At 63.1% G+C, this 25008-nt stretch carries 29 protein-coding genes; 8 read left to right on the top strand and 21 right to left on the bottom strand.

Annotated features, from left to right (window positions below; genetic code table 11):
- Positions 1-64: 64 nt before the first annotated feature.
- The 8 genes from pheT to infC form a co-directional block, all read right to left on the bottom strand.
- Positions 65-2503, bottom strand: a complete 2439-nt coding sequence (gene pheT / locus DEM27_RS11805) for a phenylalanine--tRNA ligase subunit beta (RefSeq protein WP_109458436.1) — start codon at positions 2501-2503, stop codon at positions 65-67.
- Positions 2500-2919, bottom strand: a complete 420-nt coding sequence (locus tag DEM27_RS11800; RefSeq protein WP_109458435.1) for a GFA family protein — start codon at positions 2917-2919, stop codon at positions 2500-2502. The genes pheT and DEM27_RS11800 overlap by 4 nt, the downstream gene beginning before the upstream one ends.
- Positions 2920-2923: 4 nt before the next feature.
- Entirely contained in the window at positions 2924-3199 is a 276-nt protein-coding gene (locus DEM27_RS11795; protein ID WP_109458434.1) for a DUF2442 domain-containing protein, read from the bottom strand.
- A complete protein-coding gene (locus DEM27_RS11790; RefSeq protein ID WP_109458433.1) occupies positions 3180-3416 on the bottom strand; it encodes a DUF4160 domain-containing protein in 237 nt (78 codons plus the stop codon). Before DEM27_RS11790 ends, DEM27_RS11795 begins: the two co-directional genes overlap by 20 nt.
- Before the next feature lie 3 nt (positions 3417-3419).
- Positions 3420-4502 carry a phenylalanine--tRNA ligase subunit alpha gene (gene pheS, locus DEM27_RS11785; RefSeq protein WP_109458432.1) on the bottom strand — a complete coding sequence of 361 codons (1083 nt, stop codon included), beginning with the start codon at positions 4500-4502 and terminating at the stop codon, positions 3420-3422.
- Between the two features lie 129 nt (positions 4503-4631).
- Positions 4632-5036, bottom strand: a complete 405-nt coding sequence (gene rplT / locus DEM27_RS11780) for a 50S ribosomal protein L20 (protein ID WP_109458431.1) — start codon at positions 5034-5036, stop codon at positions 4632-4634.
- Between the two features lie 42 nt (positions 5037-5078).
- Entirely contained in the window at positions 5079-5282 is a 204-nt protein-coding gene (gene rpmI / locus DEM27_RS11775; RefSeq protein ID WP_109458430.1) for a 50S ribosomal protein L35, read from the bottom strand.
- A gap of 213 nt (positions 5283-5495) precedes the next feature.
- Positions 5496-6032, bottom strand: a complete 537-nt coding sequence (gene infC, locus DEM27_RS11770; protein ID WP_109458429.1) for a translation initiation factor IF-3 — start codon at positions 6030-6032, stop codon at positions 5496-5498.
- Between the two features lie 183 nt (positions 6033-6215).
- Here infC and DEM27_RS11765 point away from each other — a divergent pair, with 183 nt between their 5' ends.
- Both DEM27_RS11765 and DEM27_RS11760 read left to right on the top strand, forming a co-directional pair.
- Entirely contained in the window at positions 6216-7016 is an 801-nt protein-coding gene (locus DEM27_RS11765; RefSeq protein ID WP_109458428.1) for an alpha/beta hydrolase, read from the top strand.
- 129 nt (positions 7017-7145) lie between these two features.
- Positions 7146-7748 (top strand): transglutaminase-like cysteine peptidase, encoded by a 603-nt coding sequence (locus tag DEM27_RS11760; protein ID WP_109458427.1) that lies wholly within the window; start codon positions 7146-7148, stop codon positions 7746-7748.
- A 76-nt stretch (positions 7749-7824) separates the two neighbouring features.
- Here DEM27_RS11760 and mbfA read toward each other — a convergent pair whose 3' ends face one another.
- Entirely contained in the window at positions 7825-8808 is a 984-nt protein-coding gene (mbfA, locus tag DEM27_RS11755; RefSeq protein ID WP_109458426.1) for an iron exporter MbfA, read from the bottom strand.
- A gap of 221 nt (positions 8809-9029) precedes the next feature.
- Here mbfA and pcaF point away from each other — a divergent pair, with 221 nt between their 5' ends.
- Positions 9030-10235 carry a 3-oxoadipyl-CoA thiolase gene (pcaF, locus tag DEM27_RS11750; protein WP_109458425.1) on the top strand — a complete coding sequence of 402 codons (1206 nt, stop codon included), beginning with the start codon at positions 9030-9032 and terminating at the stop codon, positions 10233-10235.
- A gap of 67 nt (positions 10236-10302) precedes the next feature.
- On the opposite strand, the gene DEM27_RS11745 is transcribed toward pcaF, so the two are convergent.
- The 3 genes from DEM27_RS11745 to DEM27_RS11735 all read right to left on the bottom strand — a co-directional run bounded on the left by DEM27_RS11745 (position 10303) and on the right by DEM27_RS11735 (position 11839).
- Entirely contained in the window at positions 10303-10707 is a 405-nt protein-coding gene (locus DEM27_RS11745) for a GFA family protein (protein ID WP_109458424.1), read from the bottom strand.
- Between the two features lie 7 nt (positions 10708-10714).
- Complete coding sequence (locus tag DEM27_RS11740) at positions 10715-11146, bottom strand: DUF3237 family protein (protein ID WP_109458423.1); 432 nt, start codon at positions 11144-11146, stop codon at positions 10715-10717.
- Positions 11147-11212: 66 nt separating this feature from the next.
- A complete protein-coding gene (locus DEM27_RS11735; protein ID WP_109458422.1) occupies positions 11213-11839 on the bottom strand; it encodes a glutathione S-transferase family protein in 627 nt (208 codons plus the stop codon).
- A gap of 251 nt (positions 11840-12090) precedes the next feature.
- Between DEM27_RS11735 and DEM27_RS11730 the strand changes: the two genes are divergently transcribed.
- Positions 12091-12915, top strand: a complete 825-nt coding sequence (locus DEM27_RS11730; RefSeq protein WP_109458421.1) for a class II glutamine amidotransferase — start codon at positions 12091-12093, stop codon at positions 12913-12915.
- Here DEM27_RS11730 and DEM27_RS11725 read toward each other — a convergent pair.
- Positions 12896-13276 carry an MmcQ/YjbR family DNA-binding protein gene (locus DEM27_RS11725; protein ID WP_109458420.1) on the bottom strand — a complete coding sequence of 127 codons (381 nt, stop codon included), beginning with the start codon at positions 13274-13276 and terminating at the stop codon, positions 12896-12898. The two genes, DEM27_RS11730 and DEM27_RS11725, sit on opposite strands and share 20 nt — an antisense overlap.
- Positions 13273-14493, bottom strand: a complete 1221-nt coding sequence (gene coaBC / locus DEM27_RS11720; protein WP_109458419.1) for a bifunctional phosphopantothenoylcysteine decarboxylase/phosphopantothenate--cysteine ligase CoaBC — start codon at positions 14491-14493, stop codon at positions 13273-13275. Before coaBC ends, DEM27_RS11725 begins: the two co-directional genes overlap by 4 nt.
- Before the next feature lie 216 nt (positions 14494-14709).
- Here coaBC and DEM27_RS11715 point away from each other — a divergent pair, with 216 nt between their 5' ends.
- Positions 14710-15429, top strand: coding sequence for a Crp/Fnr family transcriptional regulator (locus DEM27_RS11715; RefSeq protein WP_109458418.1), 720 nt, complete (start codon positions 14710-14712; stop codon positions 15427-15429).
- A 65-nt stretch (positions 15430-15494) separates the two neighbouring features.
- Here the strand turns inward: DEM27_RS11715 and DEM27_RS11710 are convergent, their stop codons facing one another.
- From DEM27_RS11710 to DEM27_RS33980, 5 genes are all read right to left on the bottom strand, one after another.
- A complete protein-coding gene (locus DEM27_RS11710; protein ID WP_109458417.1) occupies positions 15495-15785 on the bottom strand; it encodes a hypothetical protein in 291 nt (96 codons plus the stop codon).
- A gap of 123 nt (positions 15786-15908) precedes the next feature.
- Positions 15909-16838, bottom strand: a complete 930-nt coding sequence (locus DEM27_RS11705) for an MYG1 family protein (RefSeq protein WP_109458416.1) — start codon at positions 16836-16838, stop codon at positions 15909-15911.
- A 138-nt stretch (positions 16839-16976) separates the two neighbouring features.
- A complete protein-coding gene (greA, locus tag DEM27_RS11700) occupies positions 16977-17459 on the bottom strand; it encodes a transcription elongation factor GreA (protein WP_109458415.1) in 483 nt (160 codons plus the stop codon).
- A 129-nt stretch (positions 17460-17588) separates the two neighbouring features.
- Positions 17589-18269 carry a response regulator gene (locus DEM27_RS11695; RefSeq protein WP_165823401.1) on the bottom strand — a complete coding sequence of 227 codons (681 nt, stop codon included), beginning with the start codon at positions 18267-18269 and terminating at the stop codon, positions 17589-17591.
- A 1-nt stretch (position 18270) separates the two neighbouring features.
- A complete protein-coding gene (locus tag DEM27_RS33980; RefSeq protein ID WP_165823400.1) occupies positions 18271-20493 on the bottom strand; it encodes a sensor histidine kinase in 2223 nt (740 codons plus the stop codon).
- A 411-nt stretch (positions 20494-20904) separates the two neighbouring features.
- On the opposite strand from DEM27_RS33980, the gene DEM27_RS11690 reads away from it, so the two are divergent.
- The gene (locus tag DEM27_RS11690; RefSeq protein WP_109458413.1) at positions 20905-21765 is read left to right on the top strand and encodes a DUF4214 domain-containing protein; all 861 of its coding nucleotides are present in this window, start codon (positions 20905-20907) and stop codon (positions 21763-21765) included.
- A 51-nt stretch (positions 21766-21816) separates the two neighbouring features.
- Here the strand turns inward: DEM27_RS11690 and DEM27_RS11685 are convergent, their stop codons facing one another.
- Positions 21817-22620: a 5-oxoprolinase subunit PxpA gene (locus DEM27_RS11685; RefSeq protein ID WP_109458412.1), complete on the bottom strand. Its 804-nt coding sequence runs from the start codon at positions 22618-22620 to the stop codon at positions 21817-21819.
- Between the two features lie 111 nt (positions 22621-22731).
- Complete coding sequence (locus DEM27_RS11680) at positions 22732-23661, bottom strand: LysR family transcriptional regulator (RefSeq protein ID WP_109458411.1); 930 nt, start codon at positions 23659-23661, stop codon at positions 22732-22734.
- 299 nt (positions 23662-23960) lie between these two features.
- Here DEM27_RS11680 and DEM27_RS11675 point away from each other — a divergent pair, with 299 nt between their 5' ends.
- Together DEM27_RS11675 and DEM27_RS11670 are read left to right on the top strand one after the other, a co-directional pair.
- The gene (locus DEM27_RS11675; protein ID WP_109458410.1) at positions 23961-24191 is read left to right on the top strand and encodes a tautomerase family protein; all 231 of its coding nucleotides are present in this window, start codon (positions 23961-23963) and stop codon (positions 24189-24191) included.
- 171 nt (positions 24192-24362) lie between these two features.
- A complete protein-coding gene (locus DEM27_RS11670; protein ID WP_109458409.1) occupies positions 24363-24896 on the top strand; it encodes a GNAT family N-acetyltransferase in 534 nt (177 codons plus the stop codon).
- Positions 24897-25008: the final 112 nt, after the last annotated feature.

The raw sequence follows: 25008 nt of genomic DNA, 5'->3' as shown, positions 1-25008 counted from the left end.
GCTATAAAGAAAGAAGCGCCGCCCTTTCGGAGCGACGCTTCTTTTTTGACGATGGCTTTGCGCCTCAGGCGCGCAACACGCCGCCCGTGGATTTCGTGACGTTGGCGACGATCTTGCCGGTCAAGGCTTCGAAATCCTCGTCCGTCAGCGTGCGTTCGACCGGCTGGATCACCACTTCGATGGCAATCGACTTCTTGTCGGCACCGAGCGAGGCGCCTTCGAAGACGTCGAAGACATTGACCGAGGCAATCAGCTTGCGGTCGGCGCTGGAGGCCGCCTTGAGAATGGTGCCGGCCTCGACGCCGCGATCGACCACGAAGGCGAAGTCGCGCTTGACGGCCTGGAAGGGCGAGAGGTCGAGCGCCGGTTTGGTGCGGGTCGCCTTCTTCTTCGGCTCCTGCATGGCATCGACATAGACCTCGAAGCCGCAAAGCGCGCCGGAAACGTCGAGCGCTTCCAGCGTCTTCGGATGAAATTCGCCGAAATGACCGAGGATCACCTTTGGTCCCATCTTGATCGTGCCGGAGCGGCCGGGATGGTACCAGTCGGGACCGCCCTGCTCGATCTGCACGTTGGTCATCGGCATGCCGCAGGCCTCCAGCACGGCGAGCGCGTCGGCCTTGGCATCGAAGACATCGACCGGCTTGCCGCCGCCCTTCGCCGTGTTCGACCACATGCGGCCGGCGCCGACAAGCGATGCCGTGCCGCGGCGCACGCCGCCGGCAACACGGCGCTGGCCTTCCGGCGCGTCCGTCTCGTAGGTGCCCGAGACTTCGAAGATCGCCACGTCGCCATAACCCTTGTCGGCGTTGCGCTGCGCCGCCGACAGCAGGCCCGGCAGCAGCGAGGGGCGCATGTCGGACATGTCGGCGGCGATCGGATTGGCGAGCTTCAGCGTCGGCTTGCCGCCGCCGAACAGCTTTGCCTGCTCCTCGGAGATGAACGACCAGGTGACCGCTTCCAGCATGCCGCGCGAGGCAAGCGCCCGCTTGGCGGCGCGGGTGCGGATCTGCAGCGTCGTCAGGATCTTGCCGTTGACGGCCGCATGGTTGGAGAGCGGCGCCGGGCGGATGTTGTCGACGCCGTGGATGCGCAGCACTTCCTCGACGAGGTCGGCCTTGCCGTCGACATCGGGGCGCCAGGACGGAACCGTGACCGGAATGCGTGCGCCGGAATCAATATCCCCGATTCCCTGCGGTCCGAAACCAAGTCGTTTCAGGATATCCAGGCTCTCTTCCGCCGAAACCTCCAGGCCGGTCAGCCGCTTGACTTCGGTGAGCGGGAATTCGACCACTTTCGCCACATGGCCCTTGTAACCGACGACTTCGGCCTTGGCCGCCGTTCCGCCGCAGAGTTCCAGCACCAGTTCCGTGGTCCGCTCCAGGCCTGGCACCATGTATTCCGGATCGACGCCACGCTCGAAACGATACCGGGCATCGGTGATGATGCCGAGCGTGCGGCCCGACTTGGCGATGTTCATCGGGTCCCAGAGCGCCGATTCGATCAGCACGTCGACGGTGTTGTCGTCGCAGCCGGAATGTTCGCCGCCCATGATGCCGCCGATCGATTCGACGCCGTTGTCATCGGCGATGACGACGTTGCCGGGCGACAGCTTGTATTCGCGCTGGTCGAGCGCCAGCACGGTTTCGCCTTCCGTGGCGCGGCGGACGGTGAGATTGCCCTTCACCTTGGCGGCGTCGAAGACGTGCATCGGCCGGCCCTGGTCGAAGGTCATGTAATTGGTGATGTCGACCAGCGCATTGATCGGCCGCAGGCCGATGGCGATCAGCCGCTGCTGCATCCAGTTCGGGCTCGGGCCGTTCTTGACGCCGCGCACCAGCCGCAGGGCGAAACCGGGGCACAGCTTCTCGTCGTCGAGATCGATGCTGAGCTTGACGGTCGTTTCGCCTTCCGCGGCGAAAGACGGCGCGGGACGGGTTTTCAGCGTTCCGAGGCCGGAGGCGGCAAGATCGCGGGCGATGCCGAAGATCGAGGTGCAGTCCGGCCGGTTCGGCGTCAGGTTGATTTCGATGACCGGATCGTCAAGGCCGGCATAAGTGGCGAAGGACGTGCCGACAGGCGCATCCGCCGGCAGGTCGATGATGCCGTCGTGATTGTCGGAAATGTTGAGTTCCTTTTCGGAGCACATCATGCCGCGGCTTTCGACGCCGCGGATGGTGCCGACGGCGAGCGTCACGTCGATACCCGGCACATAGGTGCCCGGCGCCACGAAGGCGCCGACGAGGCCGGCGCGGGCATTCGGCGCGCCGCAGACGACCTGCACCGGATCGCCGGAGCCGGTATCGACCTTCAGCACCTTCAGCCGGTCGGCCTGCGGATGCTGCTCGGCTTCCAGGACACGGGCGATGACGAAGGGCTTGTAGACGGCCTTGTCGTCGACATCCTCGACTTCCAGGCCGATCGCCGTCAGCCGCGTGCAGATCTCGTCGAGCGTGGCGTCGGTGTCGAGATGATCCTTCAGCCAGGAGAGTGTGAATTTCATAACTGTGCTCCTTGGGATCTTGGCACGGTGATCGTCTCCATCCGTGGCAGACCGTCGTCGATATGGAAAAAGGCGAGCTGCTCGCGCACGTAACCGTGCACGCGCGGCGGATAGTGTTCCGGCGCATCCATGGCGCCGAGCATCATGTAGATCTGGCCGGCGAGCCGGTCGTCGGCATAAGCGATAGGCGAGCCGCAGCGGCCGCAGAAGCTGCGGGTGATCGGCGCTGCGCCGTAGGTGGAGGCCGCCTCACCGGAGAAAGCCACATCATCGGCGCGAAAACCGACGAAGGCGGAAACCGGCGCACCGCTCGCCCGCCGGCAGTCGCCGCAATGGCAGTAGCTGATGTGGATGGGCTCGGCCTTCGCCTCGAAACGGATCGCACCGCAGCGGCAGCCGCCTGCATGTGTGGTCATCGTATCACGCAACCTTCCCGGGGGCTTTTGCGCCGGGAGCCTTCCAGCCGAGAAGAAGCCCTTTGACGGACAGACCTTCGTCGATCTCCGGCCACCAGACACCGGAAAACTGCAACTCCGTCTTCGACCGCTGTTCGGGTGTCGCAGTCGCCAAAAAAGGATACCACCAGAGCGGCGCCCGGATCTGCCGGCCGTCGGCAAGCGTCACATAGACGAAATGAGCGTCGCAGCTTGCCGAAACAGGCCGCATCTCTTCGGTTTCAAATTCCAAAGAACTCATTCCACCTCTCCATCCAGTCGTCACGGTTCTCGGCGATTTTGGCGGAGAACTCCGCGATCTCCCGCGCATTATAACCGTGACTATAGGCCATTTCCATGCTGGCGAGCCAAACCTTGGCCGACCCGCCCTCCTTGACGATATGGACATGGGGCGGTTCAGGCCCGTCCGAGGCGTAGAACCGGAACTTGTATCCATGCCATATCAACAGGGTCGGCATCGCTTACTGGCTCAACCCTCCGAACAGCGTCGGCATGTCGAGCGGGCGGAAACCGTAATGGTTCATCCAGCGGACATCGGCGTTGAAGAAGTCGCGCAGGTCCGGCATGCCGTATTTCAGCATGGCGATGCGGTCGAGGCCCATGCCCCAGGCAAAACCCTGGTACTCGTCGGGATCGAGCCCGCCGGCGCGCAGCACGTTGGGATGCACCATGCCGCAGCCGAGGATTTCCATCCAGTCCGTGCCTTCGCCGAACTTGACGATCGGGCCGGAACGGTCGCACTGGATGTCCACTTCGAAGCTCGGCTCGGTGAACGGGAAAAAGGACGGGCGGAACCGCATCGTCACCGAGGGAACCTCGAAGAAGGCCTTGCAGAACTCTTCCAGCACCCAGCGCAGATTGGCGACGTTGGCCGTCTTGTCGACCACGAGGCCCTCCACCTGGTGGAACATCGGCGAATGGGTCGCATCGGAATCCTGCCGGTAGGTCTTGCCGGGGATGATGATGCGGATTGGCGGCTTCTGGGCTTCCATGGTGCGGATCTGCACCGGCGAGGTATGGGTGCGCAGCACCTTGCGCTCGCCCTTTTCATCCGGCTGGAAGAAGAAGGTGTCGTGCATCTCGCGGGCCGGGTGGCCTTCGGGGAAGTTGAGCGCCGTGAAATTGTAGTAGTCGGTCTCGACGTCGGGGCCTTCGGCGATCGAAAAACCCATGTCGCCGAAGATGGCGGTGATTTCGTCGACGATCTGGCTGATCGGATGGATGCGGCCGCGTTCGGCCGGCGACGAGCGTACCGGCAGGCTGACATCAAGCGTTTCGGCCTTCAGCCGGGCAGCGATCGCGGCATCCTTGAGGTCCGCCTTGCGGGCGGTGATCGCCTCGGTAACTTCGGTCTTGAGCGCATTGATCGCCGCGCCGCGCGTCTGGCGCTCGTCGGCGGACATGCTGCCCAGCGTCTTCAGCAGTTCGGAGACCGAACCCTTCTTGCCGAGCGCGCCGACACGGACGGCCTCGATGCCGGCTTCGTCCGCCGCTGCGGCAATCTCCGTCAGGAGCGATGATTTCAAACTGTCGAGATCGGACATTTCCAGATTCCTGCCGGGCGATGATCCGAACGCACCTATCGCGTTCAGGTGACGGAGACATGAAAAAACCCGCGCCAGCCCTGCCAGCGCGGGTTTCCCAATACTATCGAAAAGTCTGGGAAGCGCTGGTTACTTGACCGCGCCTTCAAACTCGTTCGGGGTGCCCGTGTCCTTGAGGTAGGCGAGCGCCTTCTTGGCGGCTTCGACGAGCGCGCCGAAAGCAGCCGGCTCATGGATGGCCATGTCGGACAGGACCTTGCGATCGACTTCGATGCCAGCCTTGTTCAGGCCGTCGATGAAGCGGCCGTAGGTCAGGCCGAAATCGCGGACGGCAGCGTTGATACGCTGGATCCACAGGGCGCGGAAGTTGCGCTTCTTGGCGCGACGGTCGCGCGTCGCGAACTGCTTGGAACGGTCAACCGCAGCCTTTGCAGCGCGGATGGTGTTCTTGCGGCGGCCGTAGAAACCCTTGGCGGCCTTGAGGACTTTTTTATGCTTGGCGTGAGCCGTTACGCCACGTTTTACGCGTGCCATGTCATGATCTCCTTAAATCTGATCCAAAAGTGCGAAAGAGTCTCAGAGACCGTTCGGCAGGTAGTTCTTGATCACCTTCTTACCATCGGGTTCGGCGAGAACCATGGTACCGCGGGCGTCGCGAATGAACTTGTTGGAACGCTTGATCATGCCGTGGCGCTTGCCGGCGGCTGCAGCCTTGACCTTGCCGGTGGCGGTGATCTTGAACCGCTTCTTGGCAGAGGATTTCGTCTTCATCTTGGGCATTTTGCTACTCCATTGTTCTTGTATCGAAGCGGCGGACGAGGCCAGCTTCAAGCATAAAGAACGGCCACGGCATGCCCTGCCGGACCGTTCGGACGGGCGCTTATAACCGCGCTTTCACAAAAGTGCAACCGGCCGCTCACGGATTTTGCGAGAACGGCCGGAAAACAAAAAGCCGCCCCTGAGGACGGCTCGTGCATGTATCCGGCGGCGGCCTTATTTCGGCGCCAGGACCATCATCATCTGACGGCCTTCCAGCTTCGGTTCGGCTTCGACCTTGGCGATACCGAGCGTATCCTCCTTGACCTGAAGCAAAAGCTTGAGGCCGAGTTCCTGGTGGGCCATTTCACGGCCGCGGAACTTCAGCGTCACTTTTACCTTGTCGCCTTCTTCGAAGAAGCGGTTCATCGCCTTCATCTTCACCTCATAGTCATGGGTGTCGATGTTCGGGCGCATCTTGATTTCTTTGACTTCGACGATCTTCTGCTTCTTGCGGGCTTCGGCGGCTTTTTTCTGCGTCGAATACTTCAGCTTGCCGAGATCGAGAATCTTGCAGACCGGCGGTTCGGCATTGGGCGAGATTTCTACGAGATCGAGGCCAGCTTCTTCCGCAAGCTTGAGAGCCTGGTCGGTCGCGACGACACCGAGATTCTGGCCTTCGGCGTCGATAAGCTGAACTTTCGGGATACGGATTTCCCTGTTGGCGCGCGGCCCGTCCTTGACTGGGGCATCGGCTTTGAAAGGTCTGCGAATGGTCGTATTCTCCTTTGATGATTCAAGAGTGCGGCGGCACGCGTGAGCCCGTCAACGCAACTGACGGCAATGTCGTGATTGCCACGATGAAGTCAATAGCACGCTTCCAGGAAAAAAGCACCTCCTGTAAGGGTTTTCGCGAATCTGCTTTAAAAAGCGCGCGTCTTTTACCGGAGTTATGACATGGTTGCTTCCCTTCTGCCGTCCGATCCGCAATTCCTGACTGTCGGAGACGGGGATTCTTCGCGCCGGATCGCCATGCACGTCCGCCCCGCCGCCGCCGACGGGCAGGGGCCGACGCTGGTGTGGCTTTCGGGCTATCGCTCCGACATGGCCGGCACCAAGGCGGTGGAGATGGACGCACTTGCCGAAACGCTCGACCTTGCCGCCATCCGCTTCGATTATTCCGGCCACGGCCAGTCCGGCGGCGCGTTCACCGACGGCACGATCAGCCGCTGGCTGGAGGAGGCGCTTGCGGTCATCGCCCATGTCGGGCCGGACCGCGTGCTGCTCGTCGGCTCCTCCATGGGCGGCTGGATCGCCCTGCGGTTGCTGCAGGAGTTGAAGAAGGCCGGCCGGCCGGCGGTGCACGGACTGGTGCTGATCGCGCCGGCGCCCGATTTTACCGCCGAACTGATCGAGCCCAATCTTTCCGAAACCGAGCGGACGTCGCTGGCCGAACGCGGTTATTTCGAGGAGCCGTCGGACTACAGCCCCGAGCCCAACATCTTCACCCGTGCGCTGATCGAGGATGGGCGGCAGAACCGGGTGCTGCAGGGCATCATCGCAACCGATTGCCCGGTTCACATCCTGCAGGGCATGCAGGATGCCGACGTTCCTTACACGCATGCATTGAAACTCGTCGAGCATCTGCCGGCCGACGACGTGGTGCTGACGCTCATCCGCGACGGCGACCATAGGCTATCAAGGCCGCAGGACATCGAGCGCATGCGCGATGCGATCCGGGAAATGGCAGCGGAATAGGGCTGATTCGTTGCATATTAACCATAGTCGTTGATGTTCTCCGTTAACGCTTCGGTAATGATTGACACTTCGCCCCCAAGACCCTTAACTTTTTATTAAGACTTGAGGGGCGACCACATGAAAGCTGTAATGAGTGCGAGGGGACTGCTGGTGGCTTTTGTAGCCGTCATTGCATCCGCGACCATCGCCGTGCCGGCGCCCAAGCCGCATCCCGCCATGATCACCGGGGGCGTGACTTCCCAGCCGATCGGCCATTACGAATTCTGCCAGAAGTATCGTGACGAGTGCAACATCCGCAACCGCAACACGGCTGCGCCGCATGTCACCGAATTCGGCTGGTCGCTGGTCGAGAAGATCAACGTGGACGTCAACAAGACGATCACGCCGATGACCGACCAGGAACTGTTCGGCCGCGACGAGGTCTGGGCCTATCCGACCGATGCCGGCGACTGCGAGGATTTCGTTCTCCTGAAGCGCCGCAAGCTGATGGAACGCGGTTTTTCGGCCTCCGACCTGCTGATCACCGTTGTGCGCAAGCCGGATGGCGAAGGCCATGCCGTCTTGACGCTGCGCACCTCCGAAGGCGATTTCGTGCTCGATAATCTCGTCGACGAGGTCAAGCTGTGGTCCGAGACACCCTACACGTTCCTGAAGCGTCAGGCGACTTTCAACACCGGCCGCTGGGTGACCATCGAGAACGGCACCGACGTCATGGTCGGCGCGCTGCAATAAGTCCTGCATCCACCGATTTGTTCAACAGGCCTGCCCTGCGAGGGGCGGGCCTTGTTGTTTGGAAGATATCCACGCATCATCCGTTGCCGATCAGGATGCCTGCCGCCAGCACCAACGAACCGCCGAGCACCACCTGGAAGACGGCGCGCAGGAAAGGCGTTTCCATATAGCGGTTCTGGATGAAGGCGATCGCCCAGAGTTCGATGAAGACGACGACGGCGGCGATTGCCGTGGCGGTCCAGAAATGCGGGATGAGGTAAGGCAAGGCGTGGCCGAGGCCGCCGAGCGCGGTCATGATGCCGGAGGCAAGGCCCCGCTTGAGTGGCGAGCCGCGGCCCGAGAGCTTGCCGTCGTCATGCGCCGCTTCCGTAAAACCCATGGAGATGCCGGCGCCCACCGAGGCGGAGAGGCCGATGAGGAAGGTCTGCCACGTGTCCTGGGTGGCGAAGGCGGCGGCGAAGATCGGCGCCAGCGTCGAGACCGAGCCATCCATCAGGCCGGCAAGGCCGGGCTGGATATAGGTCAGCAGGAACTGCCGGCGCGCGGTTTCGTCTTCCTCGATGCGGGCGTCTTCCGGGCGATGTTTTTCGCCGAGCATATGGGCGATGTCCTTGTGCCCTTCCTCCGCCACGGCAAGATCGCCGAGAAGCTTTCGGATGTCGGCATCGCCGGTGACGGAGGCCGCCTCGCGGTAGAAGCGGATCGCCTGCTCCTCCATGCGTTCGGCCTCGGCGCGGATTTGCTCGAGCGACTGGTTGGCGCGCAGCCAATCCGGCTTGCGTTCGTAGAAGCCGCGGACATGGTCGCGCCGGATCAGCGGGATACGCTCGCCGAACCGCCGGCGGTGCATGTCGATCAGCACGTTGCGGTGGGTATGTTCGACCTCCGCCATGTCTTCGAACACCTTGGCCGAATGCGGATATTGCTGCCGCAACTGGTCGGCGTAGGCGAGGTAGATCCGCGCATCATCTTCCTCCGAGGCGATCGCCAGGGCGAGGATTTCCTGCTCGCTCAGCGATGAGAACAGGCGTTTGTGGCGCGTGAAAAGGCGGCCGAGCATGTCATCAACTCCAGTTTAGAATTATTCTAAACTTAGCGATGTCTCTGCCGTGCGTCAAGACGCTGCAGTCCGCACGGCGGCGATGATGGCATCCCATCGATTTGCCGGCAGGGCATTGACGGGGAAGCGGTCGAGAGGGTTATGTGGCGGCGAAAAATCGGAGAGGGTGCCGAACGGCACACGAAAAGGCCCGCCGGGCCCTGCAGGAAAGAAATGCGACCATGACCGAAGCCTATATCTGCGACTATATCCGCACGCCCATCGGCCGTTTCGGCGGCTCCTTGTCGTCTGTGCGAACGGACGATCTGGGGGCCGCACCCCTGAAGGCGCTGATGGCGCGCAACGGCGCGGTGGATTGGGAAGCGGTGGACGATGTCATCTACGGCTGTGCCAACCAGGCGGGCGAGGACAACCGCAACGTCGCCCGCATGGCGGTGCTTCTGGCAGGCCTGCCGCAATCGGTGCCGGGCACGACGATCAACCGGCTCTGCGGTTCCGGCATGGATGCGATCATCGCCGCCGCCCGCGCCATCAAGGCCGGCGAGGCCGAGCTGATGATTGCCGGCGGCGTCGAAAGCATGTCGCGCGCGCCCTTCGTGATGCCCAAGGCCGAGACCGCCTTTTCCCGGCATGCCGAAATCCACGACACGACAATCGGCTGGCGTTTCGTCAATCCGCTGATGAAGAAGCAATACGGCATCGATTCCATGCCGGAGACTGGCGAAAACGTCGCTGCGGATTTCAAGGTGAGCCGCGAGGACCAGGATGCCTTTGCGGTGCGCAGCCAGGCAAAGGCCGCTGCGGCGCAGGCAAACGGCCGGCTCGGCAAAGAAATCGTCGCCGTCACCATCCCGCAGCGCAAGGGCGATGCCATCGTCGTCGACAGGGACGAGCATCCCCGCGCCACCAGCATCGAGGCGCTCGCCAAGCTGTCGACGCCCTTCCGCAAGGAAGGCGGCACCGTGACCGCCGGCAACGCTTCCGGCGTCAACGACGGTGCTGCCGCGCTGATCGTCGCTTCCGAGGCGGCAGCCAAGAAATATGGCCTGACGCCGATCGCCCGGGTTCTGGGTGGTGCAACGGCCGGCGTTTCGCCGCGCATCATGGGCATCGGCCCGGTTCCGGCATCGCGGAAACTGATGGCAAGGCTTGGGCTTGGCGTGGAAAAATTCGACGTCGTCGAGTTGAACGAGGCCTTCGCCAGCCAGGGGCTTGCCGTGCTGCGCGAACTCGGCATCGCCGACGATGACTCAAAGGTCAACCGCAATGGCGGCGCCATCGCGCTCGGCCATCCGCTCGGCATGTCGGGCGCCCGCATCACCGGCACCGCTGCTCTGGAGCTTGCCGAGACGGGCGGCCGCTATTCGCTCTCCACCATGTGCATCGGCGTCGGCCAGGGCATCGCCATCGCGCTCGAACGGGTCTGAGCGGAAAAGGGTTTGGGGCAGCCGCGCGCGCGGCTGCCCGATGACCGTCAGTGTCATTCCGGAGGAGCTATTCCTGCGATGATCGCGGAAGCTCGGCAATATCATCCACCCAGGAAAGCGCCGAGCGGCACCAGATCTGCCGCCGTGGACGCAACTCCCGCCTTTGCCGGATGCCGCCCAGGCGGATGCCGATCTCGTGATCGTCAGGATCGTCGCTGCTGCGATAGACCGGCGAACCGCATTCCGGGCAGAAGAACTGCAGGCTGGTACGGCCGCTGTCGCCGATCTTGGCATAAAGTTTCGGGGCATTCGACAACAGCCGGAAATCCGCTCGCCGCGCCGTGACGGTGACCCGGTAGGCCGATCCGGTCAGCATCTGGCAATCGCTGCAATGGCAGATCGACACCCGCTCCGGATCGATCTCCGCAGCATAGGTCACGTATCCGCAATGGCATCCGCCGTCGATATGCATCCGCGCCTCACATCACCTCGTACAATCTCGCCCGGGCCAGCGTGCCGCCGGCATCGGTGAGAAGCGTGCCGACGAAATGGCCGTGGCGCAGCCAGGTATAAGGCCCCTCTTCCACCTCGAACTGCGGCACGGTCTTGCCGACGAAGTTGCCCTCGGCATCCTGCCCGCAGGTGCCGGCATTGACGAGCGAGATCAGCACGCCGTCGTCGGTCTTCAGCGTGTAGCGCGCCCAGATGTCGCAAATGCCGTCCGGCCGTGTCAGGCACCAGTCCGCGCCGCCGGGCAGGACGATGCCGTTCAGGCGCGGGCCGGTCACCGTGCCGCCGGTGATCGGGATCACCTCGCGGATACCGGGACCGACATTGCCGATCATATAGGGCTCGGCAATGGTGACGGCCAGTTCGGCGACGAAGGAAAGGCGTGGGTCTGCCGTGGTCATCTATGTTCTCCGATAAATCTCAGGCTGATGCGAAACCCATGGCAAGTGCCAAGCGCTTTCTCCGGCCTACGCTTCGTCGAAATGCGCATTGTGGATCGGCGCTACCAGCGGCCGTTCGCGTACCGCCGCGACCAGCCTCGATAGCTTCGGGCATGCGGCGGAAAGCCAGGCGCGATCCATCCAGCTCGCCAGGTTCCAGAGATAGATGTCGGCCATGCTCGGCTGCGCCCCGAACAGGAACGGGCCGGCGCCGATGGCGTCCTCGATCATCGCATAATGGCGCTGCACATAGGCATAGGCGTTGCTTTCGACGGCTTTAGTGCCGCCGGCATCGTCGGTATAGCGGTCGGAATAGAAGCGGCGCAATTCACCCTCGTAGATGTTCACCGCCATGAACAGCAGCCAGCGATCGTGCTGGGCACGGGCAGAAGAGCCGGGCGGCGGGGCAAGCCCGGCGGCAGAAAAGGCATCGGCGAGATGCAGCATCATGGCGGCACTCTCGGTCATGACGGAACCGTCAGGCAATTCCAGTGCCGGAACCTGTCTGCGGGGATTGACCGCGGCGAATTCGGCGGCGAGATGTTCGCCTTCGCCGGTGTTGACGGTCACCGTGACATAATTTGCGCCGCTTTCCGCCAGCGCCGCCTCGACCGCCGCACTGCCCGATCCCGCCGACCCGTAAAGCCGATACATGCTGTTCTCCCACGCCTGTTCTTGTTGGCAGGGACTCTAGCCGAAGCCGGCATGATGGGAAGCCGCGCCGCTCATTCTCCACCGGGGATTCTTCGCTTTGGCAGGCGGTATTTCTCGCCATTCCCATGCCAGGACTGGCAAAAACACGATTCTGCCGGGATTTCGGAAGAGAAACGGTTTGTTTTAATGCTTCGTTAGGCATTTTTTACAAAGCTGACATTTCATCTCTCGCCACTGGACCGGAGTGAACCATGTGCCGATGGGCCGCCTATCGCGGAGATCCTCTCTATCTTGAGGAACTCGTTTCTTCGCCTGCGCATTCGTTGATCGAGCAGTCGCATTGCGCCACGCGGGCGAAGACGGCGACGAATGGCGACGGTTTCGGTGTCGCCTGGTACGGCGACCGGCCGGACCCCGGCCGTTATCGCGACATCCTGCCGGCCTGGTCGGACTGCAACCTGCGCAGCATCGCGCGGCAGATCCGCTCGCCGCTGTTCCTGGCGCATGTGCGGGCAGCCACACATGGCGGCACGCGGCGGGACAACTGCCATCCCTTCATCCACGAAAACTGGTCCTTCATGCACAACGGCCAGATCGGCGACTTCGCCCGGCTGCGCCGGCCGATGGAGACGATGCTGGATGACGAGCTGTTTCAGGCCCGCATGGGCACGACGGATTCCGAGCTGATCTTCCTGCTCGCACTGCAATTCGGCCTGCGCAGCGATCCGCTCGGCGCGATGGCCGAAACGCTTGCCTTCGTCGAACGGCTGTCGAAACATCTGACGGGCGAGGTGCTGGTGCGCTTCACCACCGCCTTTTCCGACGGCAAGTCGCTTTATGCCGTGCGTTACGCCAGCGACGCCAGGGCGCCGACCCTTTATGCGGCGCCGATCGGCAAGGGTGGCGGCTATTGTCTTGTCTCGGAACCGCTGAACGACGAGGCGGATACCTGGGTGGAAATCCCCGATGGCAGCGCCGTCATCGTCAGCGAAAACGGCCTCGAAACCGCGCTGTTCCAGCCGCTGGAAAAGGCGCCCGGCCGCGGCGCGGCGGCCTTCATGGAAGCGGCAGGCTGATCGACAGTTCGCCACGGCGCTTCCTGGTCAGGCCAGCGGCGACGAGTTCGTAAGAGCGGCGGATATAATGCCGCAACTCGTTCTCTCCCAGCGGCGCGGCGCGCCCGACCGACACCCATTTGCGCTTGGCGAAATAGGCGGCCTGGCCGATTTCCTCGATTGCCGTCAGGATCTCGAAACTTTCTTCGCTGACCTTGATGACGATCTTGTCGCCCCAGTTGCAATTGCTGTCTCCGAGGGCGGCAAACACCTTGTCGTCCACCTTGGCGACATGCGCTTCCCACTGGTCGACGAAGGAGACGGCCGGCAGGCCGGCCAGGAAGGCATCGAAACCGTCGCGGCTGAACAGATCCGAACTCATGCGCCGATCTTTGCTCCGAGCGTTTCAGCGATCAGCGCCGCGAGGCGTTCGGCCACAGCGTCCTTCGGCAGGTCCGGCCAGTCGGCGACGCCGTCGCGGCTGATGATCTTCACCCGGTTGCGGCTGCCGCCCATGATGCCGGTCTCCGGCGAAACATCGTTGGCGACGATCATGTCGGCGCCCTTGCGTTCGAGTTTCGCCCGGCCGTTTTCTTCCACCGACTGGGTTTCGGCGGCAAAACCGACCACCAGCGCCGGCCGGTTTTCATGATGGCCGACCGTTTTCAGGATATCCGGATTTTCCGTCAGTAATAATGGTGGCGGCGCCTCGCCCGGCTGCTTCTTGATCTTCTGCCCCGAAGAGGAAGCGACCCGCCAGTCGGCGACGGCGGCAACCATGACGGCGATATCGACGGGCAGGCGCGAAATCACCACATCGCGCATCTCTTCGGCGCGTTCGACATGGACGGTCGTCACGCCGGCCGGATCGGGGATGGTGACGGGACCGGACACCAGCGTCACCTCGGCGCCGAGTGCCGCCAGCGCCGCGGCGATCGCATGGCCCTGGCGGCCGGAGGAGCGGTTGGCGATGTAGCGCACCGGATCGATCGGCTCATGCGTCGGTCCTGACGTCACGATCGCCGTGCGGCCGGCAAGCGGCTTCGGCCCGTCGTCGAGCAGGCGTTCCGCGGCGGCAACGATGTCGAGCGGTTCCGCCATGCGGCCGATACCGGCTTCGCCGCTCTCGGCCATCTCGCCAGCGGCGGGGCCGATGAAGCGGATGCCGTCGCCCTTCAGTGTCGCGACATTGCGGCGGGTGGCGGCAGCGCCCCACATCACCGGGTTCATCGCCGGGGCGACCAGCACGGGTTTTGCGGCGGCAAGCAGCACGGTGGAGGCGAGATCATCGGCCAGGCCGTTGGCCATCTTCGCCATCAGTTCGGCGGTGGCAGGCGCCACCAGGATCAGGTCGCAGTCACGCGCCAGCCGGATATGGCCGACATCCTGCTCGTCCTCGCGGGAAAACAGGTCGGTGAAGACGTGATCGGCGGCGAGCGCGCCGACGGCAAGCGGCGTGACGAACTGCTGCGCGCCGGCCGTCATCAGCGGGCGAACGCCGGCACCCCGTTCGCGCAGGCGACGGATCAGGTCGAGGCTCTTGTAGGCAGCAATGCCGCCGGAGATGATGAGAAGGATACGCTTGCCGGAAAGTGTCATGAAAAAGCATCCGCGACCAGAAACAGGCCGTGACCCTACTGCATAATTGCGCCAAGCGGAATCGCGGCCAGGGCGAAAATCACCTTGGTCGACGCACCCGGCCGCCGCCGGATGGCTTCATAAATATCGATGAATCGCGCCACGACTTGTAAAAGTTAAATGTGCGGCTGCTCCACATGCATTACCGACCGCCATATACTATTGGCGGGGCATACTTTGATTGAGTCGCTGTTATTGAATCTGTCGAACCGCGACATACTGACAAACGCGGAACAGACAACCCTCAGGCAAATCGTGACGCGAGACCGGTTTTTTCTCGTCGACGAGGATATAGTCAGCGAGGGATCGCGACCCACTCAGAGCGCCGTGCTGCTGGAGGGATTTGCCGCGCGCTACAAATTCATGGCGGATGGCACGCGGCAGATCACGGCGCTGCATGTCGCCGGCGATTTCATGGACCTGCATGCCTTCCTGCTGAAAACCATGGATCACGGCATCATCGCGCTGTCGGCCTGTCACGTCGGCTTTGCCGATCACACCTATTTGAAAGACATTACCGAAACCCAGCCGCATCTGTCGCGGCTTTTATGGCTGGACACGCTGATCGACGGGGCCATCCACCGGGAATGGATCGTGGCCATGGGGCGACGCTCGAAGAAGGCGCATCTCGCCCATCTGGTCTGTGAGCTTTACGTGCGGTTGAAGGCGGTGAAGAAGACGGTGGATTTCAGCTTCCATTTTCCGCTGACGCAGGTGGAGCTGGCCGATGTGCTCGGCATCTCGGTGGTGCATCTCAACAAGACGCTGCAGCCCCTGCGCCGTGACGGCCTGCTGACCTGGGTCAACCAGACCATCACCATTCTCGACTGGCCGCGGCTGACGGCGCTGGCGCAGTTCGATCCGACCTATCTCAGCCAGATGGTGGAGAGCCGCTGACGCCTCCCGCCGGCATCCGGGAAACAGGCCGTTGCCCGTCACCCGTTCCGCTGTCAGGCCACCTGTCAGTGGATTGCCGTGCTCGGCATCTGGTGGGGATGTCCGGCCTTGAACTTGGAGATGATGGCGGCTGCCTGCTGCAGCACGCGTTCGGCCGTATCGGGATCGTTGCGCGACAGCTCGTCCACATTGATGCGGATCGCTTCCGCCATGTTGTTGGAGAGCTGGGCAAACTGCTTGTCGCCTTCGACGAAGGCTTCGCGGGCGTTGCCTTCCAGGGTCTGGGCAATGGTGACGAAGATTTCCTGGCGTTCGGCGACGCTGAGGTCTCGGATGGTTATCTGTCTGCTTTCCATATTGGCCACCTACTTTCAAAGTCATTGTGACGTGCCGAGCTCATGAAGCCTCGGTAAGCTTCACTTAAGAACTCCTGCGCGTCATTCAAGGGCCAGGAAGCGGCTGTGATGGTGGCGGGGCGGTCAGGCGGCGGCCGCCAGCGCCTCCCGGACGGCCAGGTCGGCCATCGCCAGCGCCGCCTTACGGGTCTTGGCGGCAGCGATGAACAGGCCCTTGTGACAGAAGCTTGCACCTTCGACGCCGCAAACCGCCTCCAGTTCGCCATTGCTCAGTCCGGCCCAGCCCGCCGGCAGGTCGGCCCGCAGCTCGAAACCTTCGTCGGCACGGCGGATCCCGGTCAGGCACCAGTCCTTGTCGCGCGGATGGACGACGAACAGCAGGTGGTCGGCGCCGGCCTTGACGATGGCGGCGCGGAACGGCATGCCCATCGGCAATTCGACGACATGCGACGGGCCGGCTGCCTCGATGGCGCGGAAGACCAGGCTTTCCGCCCGCAGTTTCGCGGCGCTCTGCGCCAGGCCTGCCTCCACGAAGCTGCGCGCGATCGACAGCGCCGCCTGGAAGGCGCGGTCGTCCGCACCCGGCTCGTTGTCGTCGAAGACGGGCTTCAACGTTTCGATCAGCGCCGGAAACGTCAGGTCGGCCAGCGGGCCGGCAACGGAGGGATTGAGCGCGCCGTTGTCCATCAGGTCGACCGGCAGCACGAATTTGGCATCGAAGGACGCATGGATCGTTTCGGCATGCGCCTCCGGCACGCCAAGGGCCAGGAGGTAATCGCGGCCGTAATGTTTCCAGATCAGGCCGAAGGAACTGTAGGGCTGGCCATCCTCGCGCAGCGGGGCGCCGCGCTGATGGTGATCGAAAATCCCGCCTTCGGCATCATAGGCGCCGCCGACGTCATAGATGATCCGGTCCGCGCCGGGGGTGATCCATTCCGGCGCGCGGCTGCGGACCAGCCGGGCCTGCGGGAAAAGCCGGGTCAGGACGACGCTGGACAGGAGTTCGTCGGCGTGGAAACCACCGGAATGGGTGACGAGGAAGTCTGGATTCATGCGGCAGGGAGCCTTCGTTCGTGGCTGGTGCATTTTCTCAACGCCGTGGATAGCCTGTGTTGCCGGCCGCCTCAATCCGCCAATTGCCGGGGCCGCGTTTTAATCCGCGTTGCTGCCGGCTTGAGCACGAGGATGCGATCAGGCGATGGCGACGATTTCGAGTTCCTGGTTGCCGACAGTGACCACATCCCCGACGGCCTTGCCCATCAGCAGCCTTGCCACCGGCGACACGTGGGAAATCGAGCCGGCTTTCGGATCGGCTTCGTCCTCGCCCACGATACGGTAGGTCTGCACCCGCCCGTCGTCCCGGTGGAAGGTCACCGTGCTCGCGAAGACGACGACCTCGGTGGATGCCGGATCGGGCATGACCTGGGCGGTGCGGACGCGCTCTGCAAGATATCGCAGGTCCCTGAGGGGGCCGGCCGCCTGCCGCCGCCGCTCGTTGACGTCTTCGATCGAACCGGCCGCATCATAGGCTTCGCGCGCCAGCCGCAATTGCTGCTCCAGCGCCTGCAGCCCCGCCCGGGTCACCAGGTTGGGATGGGGCGAGACGGGGCGGTCGGGCAGAAGGGTTTCGGAAGCAGCTTCGGCACTCTCTTCCTTGACGAAGGCAACGCTCAATATCGGACTCCGTTTGCGGTGCGGTAAACGACCGACAATACGGCAAAAATCGCCTGTTCGCCAGAACCTTGCCCACCGGCAGCGTCGCACACCTTGCCGGCATTGCTCAAAAACGTGTCGCGACATGCCTTAGACAAGGCCGCGGCGGTTCGCCTCCAGCGCTGCCTCGGCGCGGGTGGAGATGCCGAGCTTGCGATAGATCGCCTTGATGTGGGTGGTACAGGTATTGCGGGAAATGCCGAGCGCGACGCTGATGTCCATGGCGGTCAGGCCCTTGCCGAGCAGGCGCAGGATTTCCATTTCCCTCTGCGTCAGCCGGTCGGTGCTGTCAGCTGCATCCTGCACCGGCACATGCGGCAGCTTTCCGCGGAAATAGGCAAGGATGCGGTGGGCGATCTGCGGCGAGATCGGCGGTTCGCCGTGTTCGATGCGCCGGATTTGCTCCACCAGGCTTTCGGTTTTCACCCCCTTGAGGACATAACCGCGGGCACCTGCGGCCAGCGCGTTGAACAGCGTCGCATCATCCTCGAAAATCGTCACCACGACGGGCAGCGTTTCCGGAAAGCTGCGGGCGATCCGCTGGATGATGGCGATGCCGCTGCCGTCGGGCAGGTTGATGTCGACCAATGCCAGGTCGATCTTGTGCCCATGCGCCTCGGCATCGGCCAGAATGGCTTCGGCTTCCTCGCAATTGGCGGCGGGCAGAGGGTTGGCGCGATCGAAATGATGGCGCAACGTCTCGCAGATCCACTGGCGTGTTTCCCGGTTGTCTTCGACGACGATGACGTTGCGAGCCGATACCACGTCCATGTTATTCTCCTGCGCCCGTCGGCGCGAGCGGCAGAACCAGCCGCAGCATGAAGCGGCCATCGCGCCATTCCGTCTCGGCGCTGCCGTTGAGCCTGGTTGCCCGAAGCCGGATGTTGCCGGATCCGAGCCGGCGTCCCTCACGGTGGGGTGCGGCGTCTTCCGGATCGCCCGAGGCATTGCTGATCTCGTGGATGAGCTGGCCTTCGCTCTCTTCGGTCCGCACGGTGATCTTTCCGGGCAGGCCGTGTTTCAGCGCATTCGACAGCGCCTCTCGATGCGCCGCGTTAAAATTGCGATGGACCTGGTAGGGAAGGATGCGCTGCGAATCGTCGGCGGGGGTCAGCGGCCAGTCCAGGGTGAAGCCGTGCATTTCGGCGCGGTTGCGCGTTTCGTGGCGAAGGTGTCCGATGAGTTCCGAGAGCACGACGTCGCGGCCGATGAGCCCGCTGGAAATCTGCCGGATATCCGACAGCGCATCCATGATCGATTCCTGCCGATGCGCCTCGCTTCTGGCATGAAGCCCGGACAGCAGCCGGGCGCCGACATCGTCGTGCAGGTCCATGGCGATGCGCCGACGCTCTTCGAGCACGCCCTGCTCGTAGGAAAGGCGGTCGCTTTCGGCGGATTGCACCAGGCTGGCGAGCTGCTCGACCAGATCCAGGTCGCGCCTGTTGAACAGCCGGCCGCCCCGTTCCGCCAGCTGCAGCGTCATGGCGCGCGACCAGGGATAGGCGGGGATGGCGAGCCCCAGCCCCTCTTCCAGCAGGCAAGGCCTGCCGTCGTTCGATTTACCAAGGAATTCGCTGGCCATCGGATTGAAGTGTCCGGTGATCATGCGCGCCCAGTTCTCCTCCTTGCCGGCGGCCGAGGGCTGGAACGCCACCGCATTGGTCTGGCGGTAGAGGTTGACGATTTCCGGCTGGCGCTGGGCCAGCATGCGGCGCAGAGCCAGGTCGCGAAACAGGATGTAGACGAAGCCGGCCAGAAGAACCGCCGCGCCGAGCGAATTGGACGGCGACAGCCGGAGCGCAAAGGCGATCGCCAGGTCTGCGGCGACGATCAGCATGATCGCCAGCGTGTAGAAAGCCAGGCGATAGGCCCAGCGGCCGAGATCGAAGAGGCGATACCGTGCGATACCGACGGCTATCCCGGCATAGATCGCCGCCAGCGGAACGAAGGCGACACTCTGCGACAACACGACCTGCAGCCCCATGACGACCGGTACGGTGACGAACAGCACGAAGGAACCGGCGCCGGTGATGACCGACATGCCGAGCCACAGCATGACGGCGCGATCGGCGGGATTGCCGCGTGTGGCGCGATACTGGGCGACGACCAGGACGACGATGCCGACCAGCAGCAGCACGATGCCGATGTGCGGCGTCACCCATTCATGCGGCAGAAGCTGCAGGCGATAGGCAAACACCAACAGGCCACAGACGAGCGGCACCGGCCACAGCTGCCGCCAGGAAACGAGACGGACCGGATAGACGGCAAAGAGATAGATCACGCCGATGCCGAACAGGAACGTACCGATCTGGTTGAAGACCGACAATGTCCTGAAAAGGGCGACATCCAGCGCGATGTCGCGCGAGCTGTAGATCGCCGCGGTCAGCGCCGCTACCGCGGCTCCGAGCCCCGACATGGCAAAGGCCAGCGCCGGACCGTTTCCGGGGCGCAGGGTCACGAGGAAGGCGGCAATCAGCAGCATGCAGGAGGCCGCGCCGATCTGCACGAAAAAATCCGACCCCAGCTGAGACAGGTCGCGATCCGGCGCCGGTAATATTTGGGCGGCCGCAAGTGGCGCATCGACGCCGGACCTGTAAACGACCGTAAACGGACCGCGCAAGATCTCCGCCAGTGCGCCCTGGCGCGCCATGAACCGGTTGCTGGCCGCGTAGGAGGCAAGCATGTCCGGCTCTTCGATAAAATCGTCCGCTTCGAAGAAGACGGCATCGTCCGGCCGGTCCGCCGCATGGCGTTCGAAACCGTCGACGGAAGCGAGGTCCGGCGCGTGGCCGCCGGGCGAGAGGCGCGCAACGCCGAAGATCGCGGCCGGTTTGCCATCGACCACGCCGGCAAAACCGCCATCGGCCAGTCTCTTTTCTGCCACCCGCAGGCCGAGATGGCTGGCCGCCTGGTTCGAGGCGAGTGCGCACGTGAAAAAGATCGCGAGCGCGATCAAGACGATGAACAGGAAAAGTCGGGAAACGGGAGCGAACATCCTTCCCTCAGGCCCGTCTGGCGTGCCGGGGCCTGCCGCGCAGGGCGGGCGCATCGCGACGCTCCCTCTCTGGCGACGGCGCCACGCTTTCCTCTCCGCCCGGCAAGCCGGCCGCCTGCCTGCAGAGAAATCTACAATCTCCCATTGTACGCACCCCGTTTACCGCCGCAAAACGCCTCACCTGCAGCCCGTCAGTCGCATTTCTTCGGCACTGGACTCCGGATTACCTTAACGTCTTGAGAAGCTTTGACAACCGTATCCGTCCAGTAGAGCGCAGAACATTCATTCGCCCCCCGGCGCTGCATCACCCGTTCGGGTGAGAGGACGTTGTTTTGCCGTAAATCTTACGCGGGTAAAATTGACAGGGAAAACCACTGCGTTTCTACTCGCCGCAACAAAAGGAGGCTTAAAATGGCAGTAGAAATGACGATCGGCGATCTCGCCGGTTTTATTCAATTGGCGAAATCGGGTGTCGCCGGTCTAAACATCACGGATTTCGGAGCGCTCTTCGATAAGGTCGAGCAGCTTCTCAAGGCCTATGGGCAATTAACCCCCGAAATCGAAAGCAATCTTGATCTGGCCCGACAGGAACTGGAGAAGAATCCGCATCTTTTCGAGATCGGCAAAGCCGAATTCGTCAACTCGGTCGACGCTCTTCTTGCGAAATATCCGTCGACGACCCTGATCAAGGATATCCCGGAATTCAACACCGGCGGTCCGGTCGATCCCGGCCCGGCCACCGGCGACCTCGATTTCGCGACGATCGCCAAGATTTTCTCCGACGTCAGCGTCACCTACGATGCCGCCACACACAAGGTGACCGTGCATGGTGCCGGATATGATTTCCAGCAGGTCGGCATCGAGCGCCTGCAGTTCCAGGACGGTATCCTCGCCTTCGATTTCAACGGCGCCGCCGGCCAGTCCTATCGTATCTACCAGGCGGCCTTCGACCGCACGCCGGACACGGCGGGACTGTCCTACTGGATCAAATCCATGGATGGCGGCAAGACGCTGCTCGATGTTGCATCGGGCTTCATCGGTTCGGCTGAATTCAAGTCGATCTACGGCGCCGACCCCACCAATCTCCAGTTCGTGCAGAAGCTCTACGAAAACGTGCTCGGCCGCGCCGGCGAAACCGCGGGCATCAGCTACTGGGAAGACCGCCTGAACAGCGGTCTCTCCAAGGCGGAGGCGCTGGTCGGCTTCTCCGAAAGCAACGAGAATGTCACCGGCGTTTCCACCGCCATTGCCGACGGCATCTGGTACGCTTGAGGACAAGGCGGGACCGCGGACAAGCTTGCGGTCCCGTTCCCACCCCTGCTTTCAGCGCGGCGGGGCTTGGTCCGCCGCCCGGGCCGTTGCGGCCGACGGCGGCGCGATCTCGATGCCGTTTGCGGTGAGGGTTTCCCGGATGGCGACGAGCAGTTCGACCGAGCCCGGCGTGTCCGAATGCACGCAGATGGATTCGAAGCCGACGTCGATATCCTCCCCGTCGATCGGCCGGACCTTGCCTTCAAGGCAGGCGCGCAACACGCGGTCGGCAGCCTTCTTCGGATTGTAGTCGTCGGGTTTGCGTGTAAAGACGATCTTGCCGGTCGTGTCATATTCGCGGTCGGCATAGAATTCGCGCACGACCGGATGGCCTTGCTCAGCGGCGATCCTGTAGGTTGCGGAGGCGCCCATGCAGTAGATGAAGGTATCGGGGGCGATGCGACGCATGGTGTTGACGAAGACGGTCGATGCAGCCTCGTCCGCGGCCAGCGCCATATAGAGCGCCCCATGCGGCTTGACATGCTGCAGGCTTGCGCCGTGCAGCCGGGCGAACTCCCTGATCGCGCCGATCTGGTAGACGATGTCGTTGACCATCTCCTCGGCACTGGCCTCGACCCTGCGGCGGCCAAAACCCTGCAGATCCCGGAAGCCCGGATGGGCGCCGAGCGCGACATTGTTGCCGAGCGCCCGGCGGATGGACAGGTCCATGAGGTTCGGGTCGCCGGCATGGAAACCGGTGGCGATGTTTGCCGAGCTGATCAGCGTCATCAGCTGTTCGTCGTTGGTGGAGCCGAGCTGCCAGGGGCCAAACCCTTCCCCCATGTCGCAGCTGATGTCGATTGTCTTGCGGACCATGCCATATCCCCTTGCTTTAACGTGAGAAAACAAGGCTACAGGCCGGGATCGCCGTTTGATAATCTTATTGCAGGATATTGAAATTCGGAATTTCCGATAATGGGCGCCGCCTCACTGCGGCTCGTCGTACACGATGCCGCCCAGGATGCCCGAGCCCGAACGGCAGACGTCGACGAAGACTTTCGCATCGCGGCTGAGCCCGGCGCTGCGGCTCCAGACGAGGCCGATATCCATGCTCGGCACGGTATCGGAAATGGCGGCCGCAGCGAGCCTGATGCCGTCGAGCGACCACGGCCGGTAGACCATGTCCGACAGGACGGTGACACCGAAACCCTCGGCCACGACGTTGCGGATGGCCTCCATCGACGTGGTGCGGAAGACGACGTTGGGCTCCAGGCCGGCATTCCGGAAATAGGAGAGCGTCGTCTCCTCGGCATCGTCCACCGCCAGCATGATGTAGGGCTCGGCCTGTATGTCGCGCAGCGAAATGGATTTGCGCTCCAGCAAGGCGTGGTTGGCGGGCAGCCACAGCCTTCTCTTCGACCGCACCAGCAATTCGGTCTCGATCCGGTCGCCGCTTTCGAGCGGTGAAAGCAGGCAGACCGCCAGGTCGACTTCGCCCGACAGGACCCGCCGCTCGATCTCCGGCCGCTCGAATTCGACGAGGTTGACCTCGATACCCGGAAAAATCCGCCGGAACCGCGACAGCAACGGCGTGACAAAATAGCCCGCCACGGTATGGGTGCATGCGAGCGTCATCTGCCCCGCCATGTCCCGCTGCACCTGTTGCGGCGCCAGCATCGCATCCACGGCGGCGGCAAGCACGGTCTGGGCATGCTGCAGGAAGATCGCCCCCTCATAGGTCAGCGTCACACCCTTCGGGCTGCGGTTGAACAGCTTGACGCCCATGTCGGTTTCGAGCGTCTTGATCGCTTCCGTCACCGCCGGCTGCGACGTGAACAGGGCCGCGGCCGCCTTCGACACCTGCCCGGTTTCGGCAACGGCAACGAAGAAACGGAAGTGACGAAGAGAAACGCGCATTATCGAACCCACTGATCAGGAGGCGCCACACCGAACGGCGACACCGACCGCCGGACTATGACCTCCTCCCGTCCGTCCGTCGAGGCGAAGCTGGCAGGCCCGGCGACAAAGAACACCTTTCGGGCCGGTTTTCCCTCAATCCGGCATCGATCGAACTGCCGCCATAAGAAAAGCGGATAAGACGGCAACGGCAAATCCGATTGGGAATGACGCCGGCAACCGGCTAACCAGTATCGGCTGGCGACGCCGTTGCCTGTCGTTTCGCTGGATGCAAACCGGCTGCAAGAAGGAGATCCATCATGCCTTTCATTCGTGTCGATTGGTTTCCGGGGCGCACGCTTGAGCAGAAACGGGAACTGGCCGAAGTGCTGACCCGTGAATTCGCCCGCATCGCGCAATGCAAACCCGAAACGATCAATTTCATCTTCACCGACGTGAGCCGGGAAGACTGGGGCCGCAACGGCAAGCTGTTCTGCGACGCATATGAATACGAAAACGACCCCGAGCCGGACGGCGACCACCCGGCGTGAAGCCGGTAACGCTGTGCGTCCCGCAAACCGGATTCTATCACCGGCCTCCTGCTCCAGACGCCCGTCTGCGCTGCTCCGACATGGTTGTGCATAATGCCAGTTTATCAGCCTGCACATTGACCGTATTGCGCGACTGTCGCAGATTGCCGGGACATGGATGGATGTTCGAAAATGGCCGTTCTGCAGACGAAGCACCTCACACTCAGCCCCTGCTGTCGCGATGACTGCACCGACTTTATCGCGCTCGAGCGTGATCCCGAGGTCATGCGCTTCCTGAACGGCGGGCACACGGTCGATCGTGACCGGGTCGATCCGAACGCGACATTCCTCATGCCCAGCGGAACGGAGCCTTATGTCTGGACGGCGCGCCGCACGGGCAACGGCGCCTTCGTCGGGTGGTTCTGCCTGTGGCCGGAGAGCGACACGCTGGCCGAACTCGGATACCGCCTGCGCCGGATGGACTGGGGCCAGGGCCTGGCCTCGGAGGGCGCTTCGGCACTCGTGCACTGGGGGTTCGAAACCGGCGGCTACGACAGGATCGTGGCAACCACGATGGCGGTGAACCAGGCCTCGCGCCGCGTGATGGAAAAGATCGGCATGACCTATGCCCGCACGACGCCGACCGAGTCGTCCGATCCGATTCCGGGCAGGGAGCATGGCGAAGTCTGGTACGAGCTGACGCGCTCGGGATGGACCGGCGAGTAGAGCGTTCCGGCGCAAACCGCAGCCATCCGGCATATTTTGCCCGCCGCCCGCGCCATCGACCCCGCTGCGGACAGGGGAAATCGCCCATTTCGCCCTTGATGGTCAAGCGGCA

It is taken from the genome of Rhizobium album (assembly GCF_003122325.1).
GTDB lineage: Bacteria > Pseudomonadota > Alphaproteobacteria > Rhizobiales > Rhizobiaceae > Metarhizobium > Metarhizobium album.
This window is presented reverse-complemented; position numbering and strand designations above follow the sequence as displayed.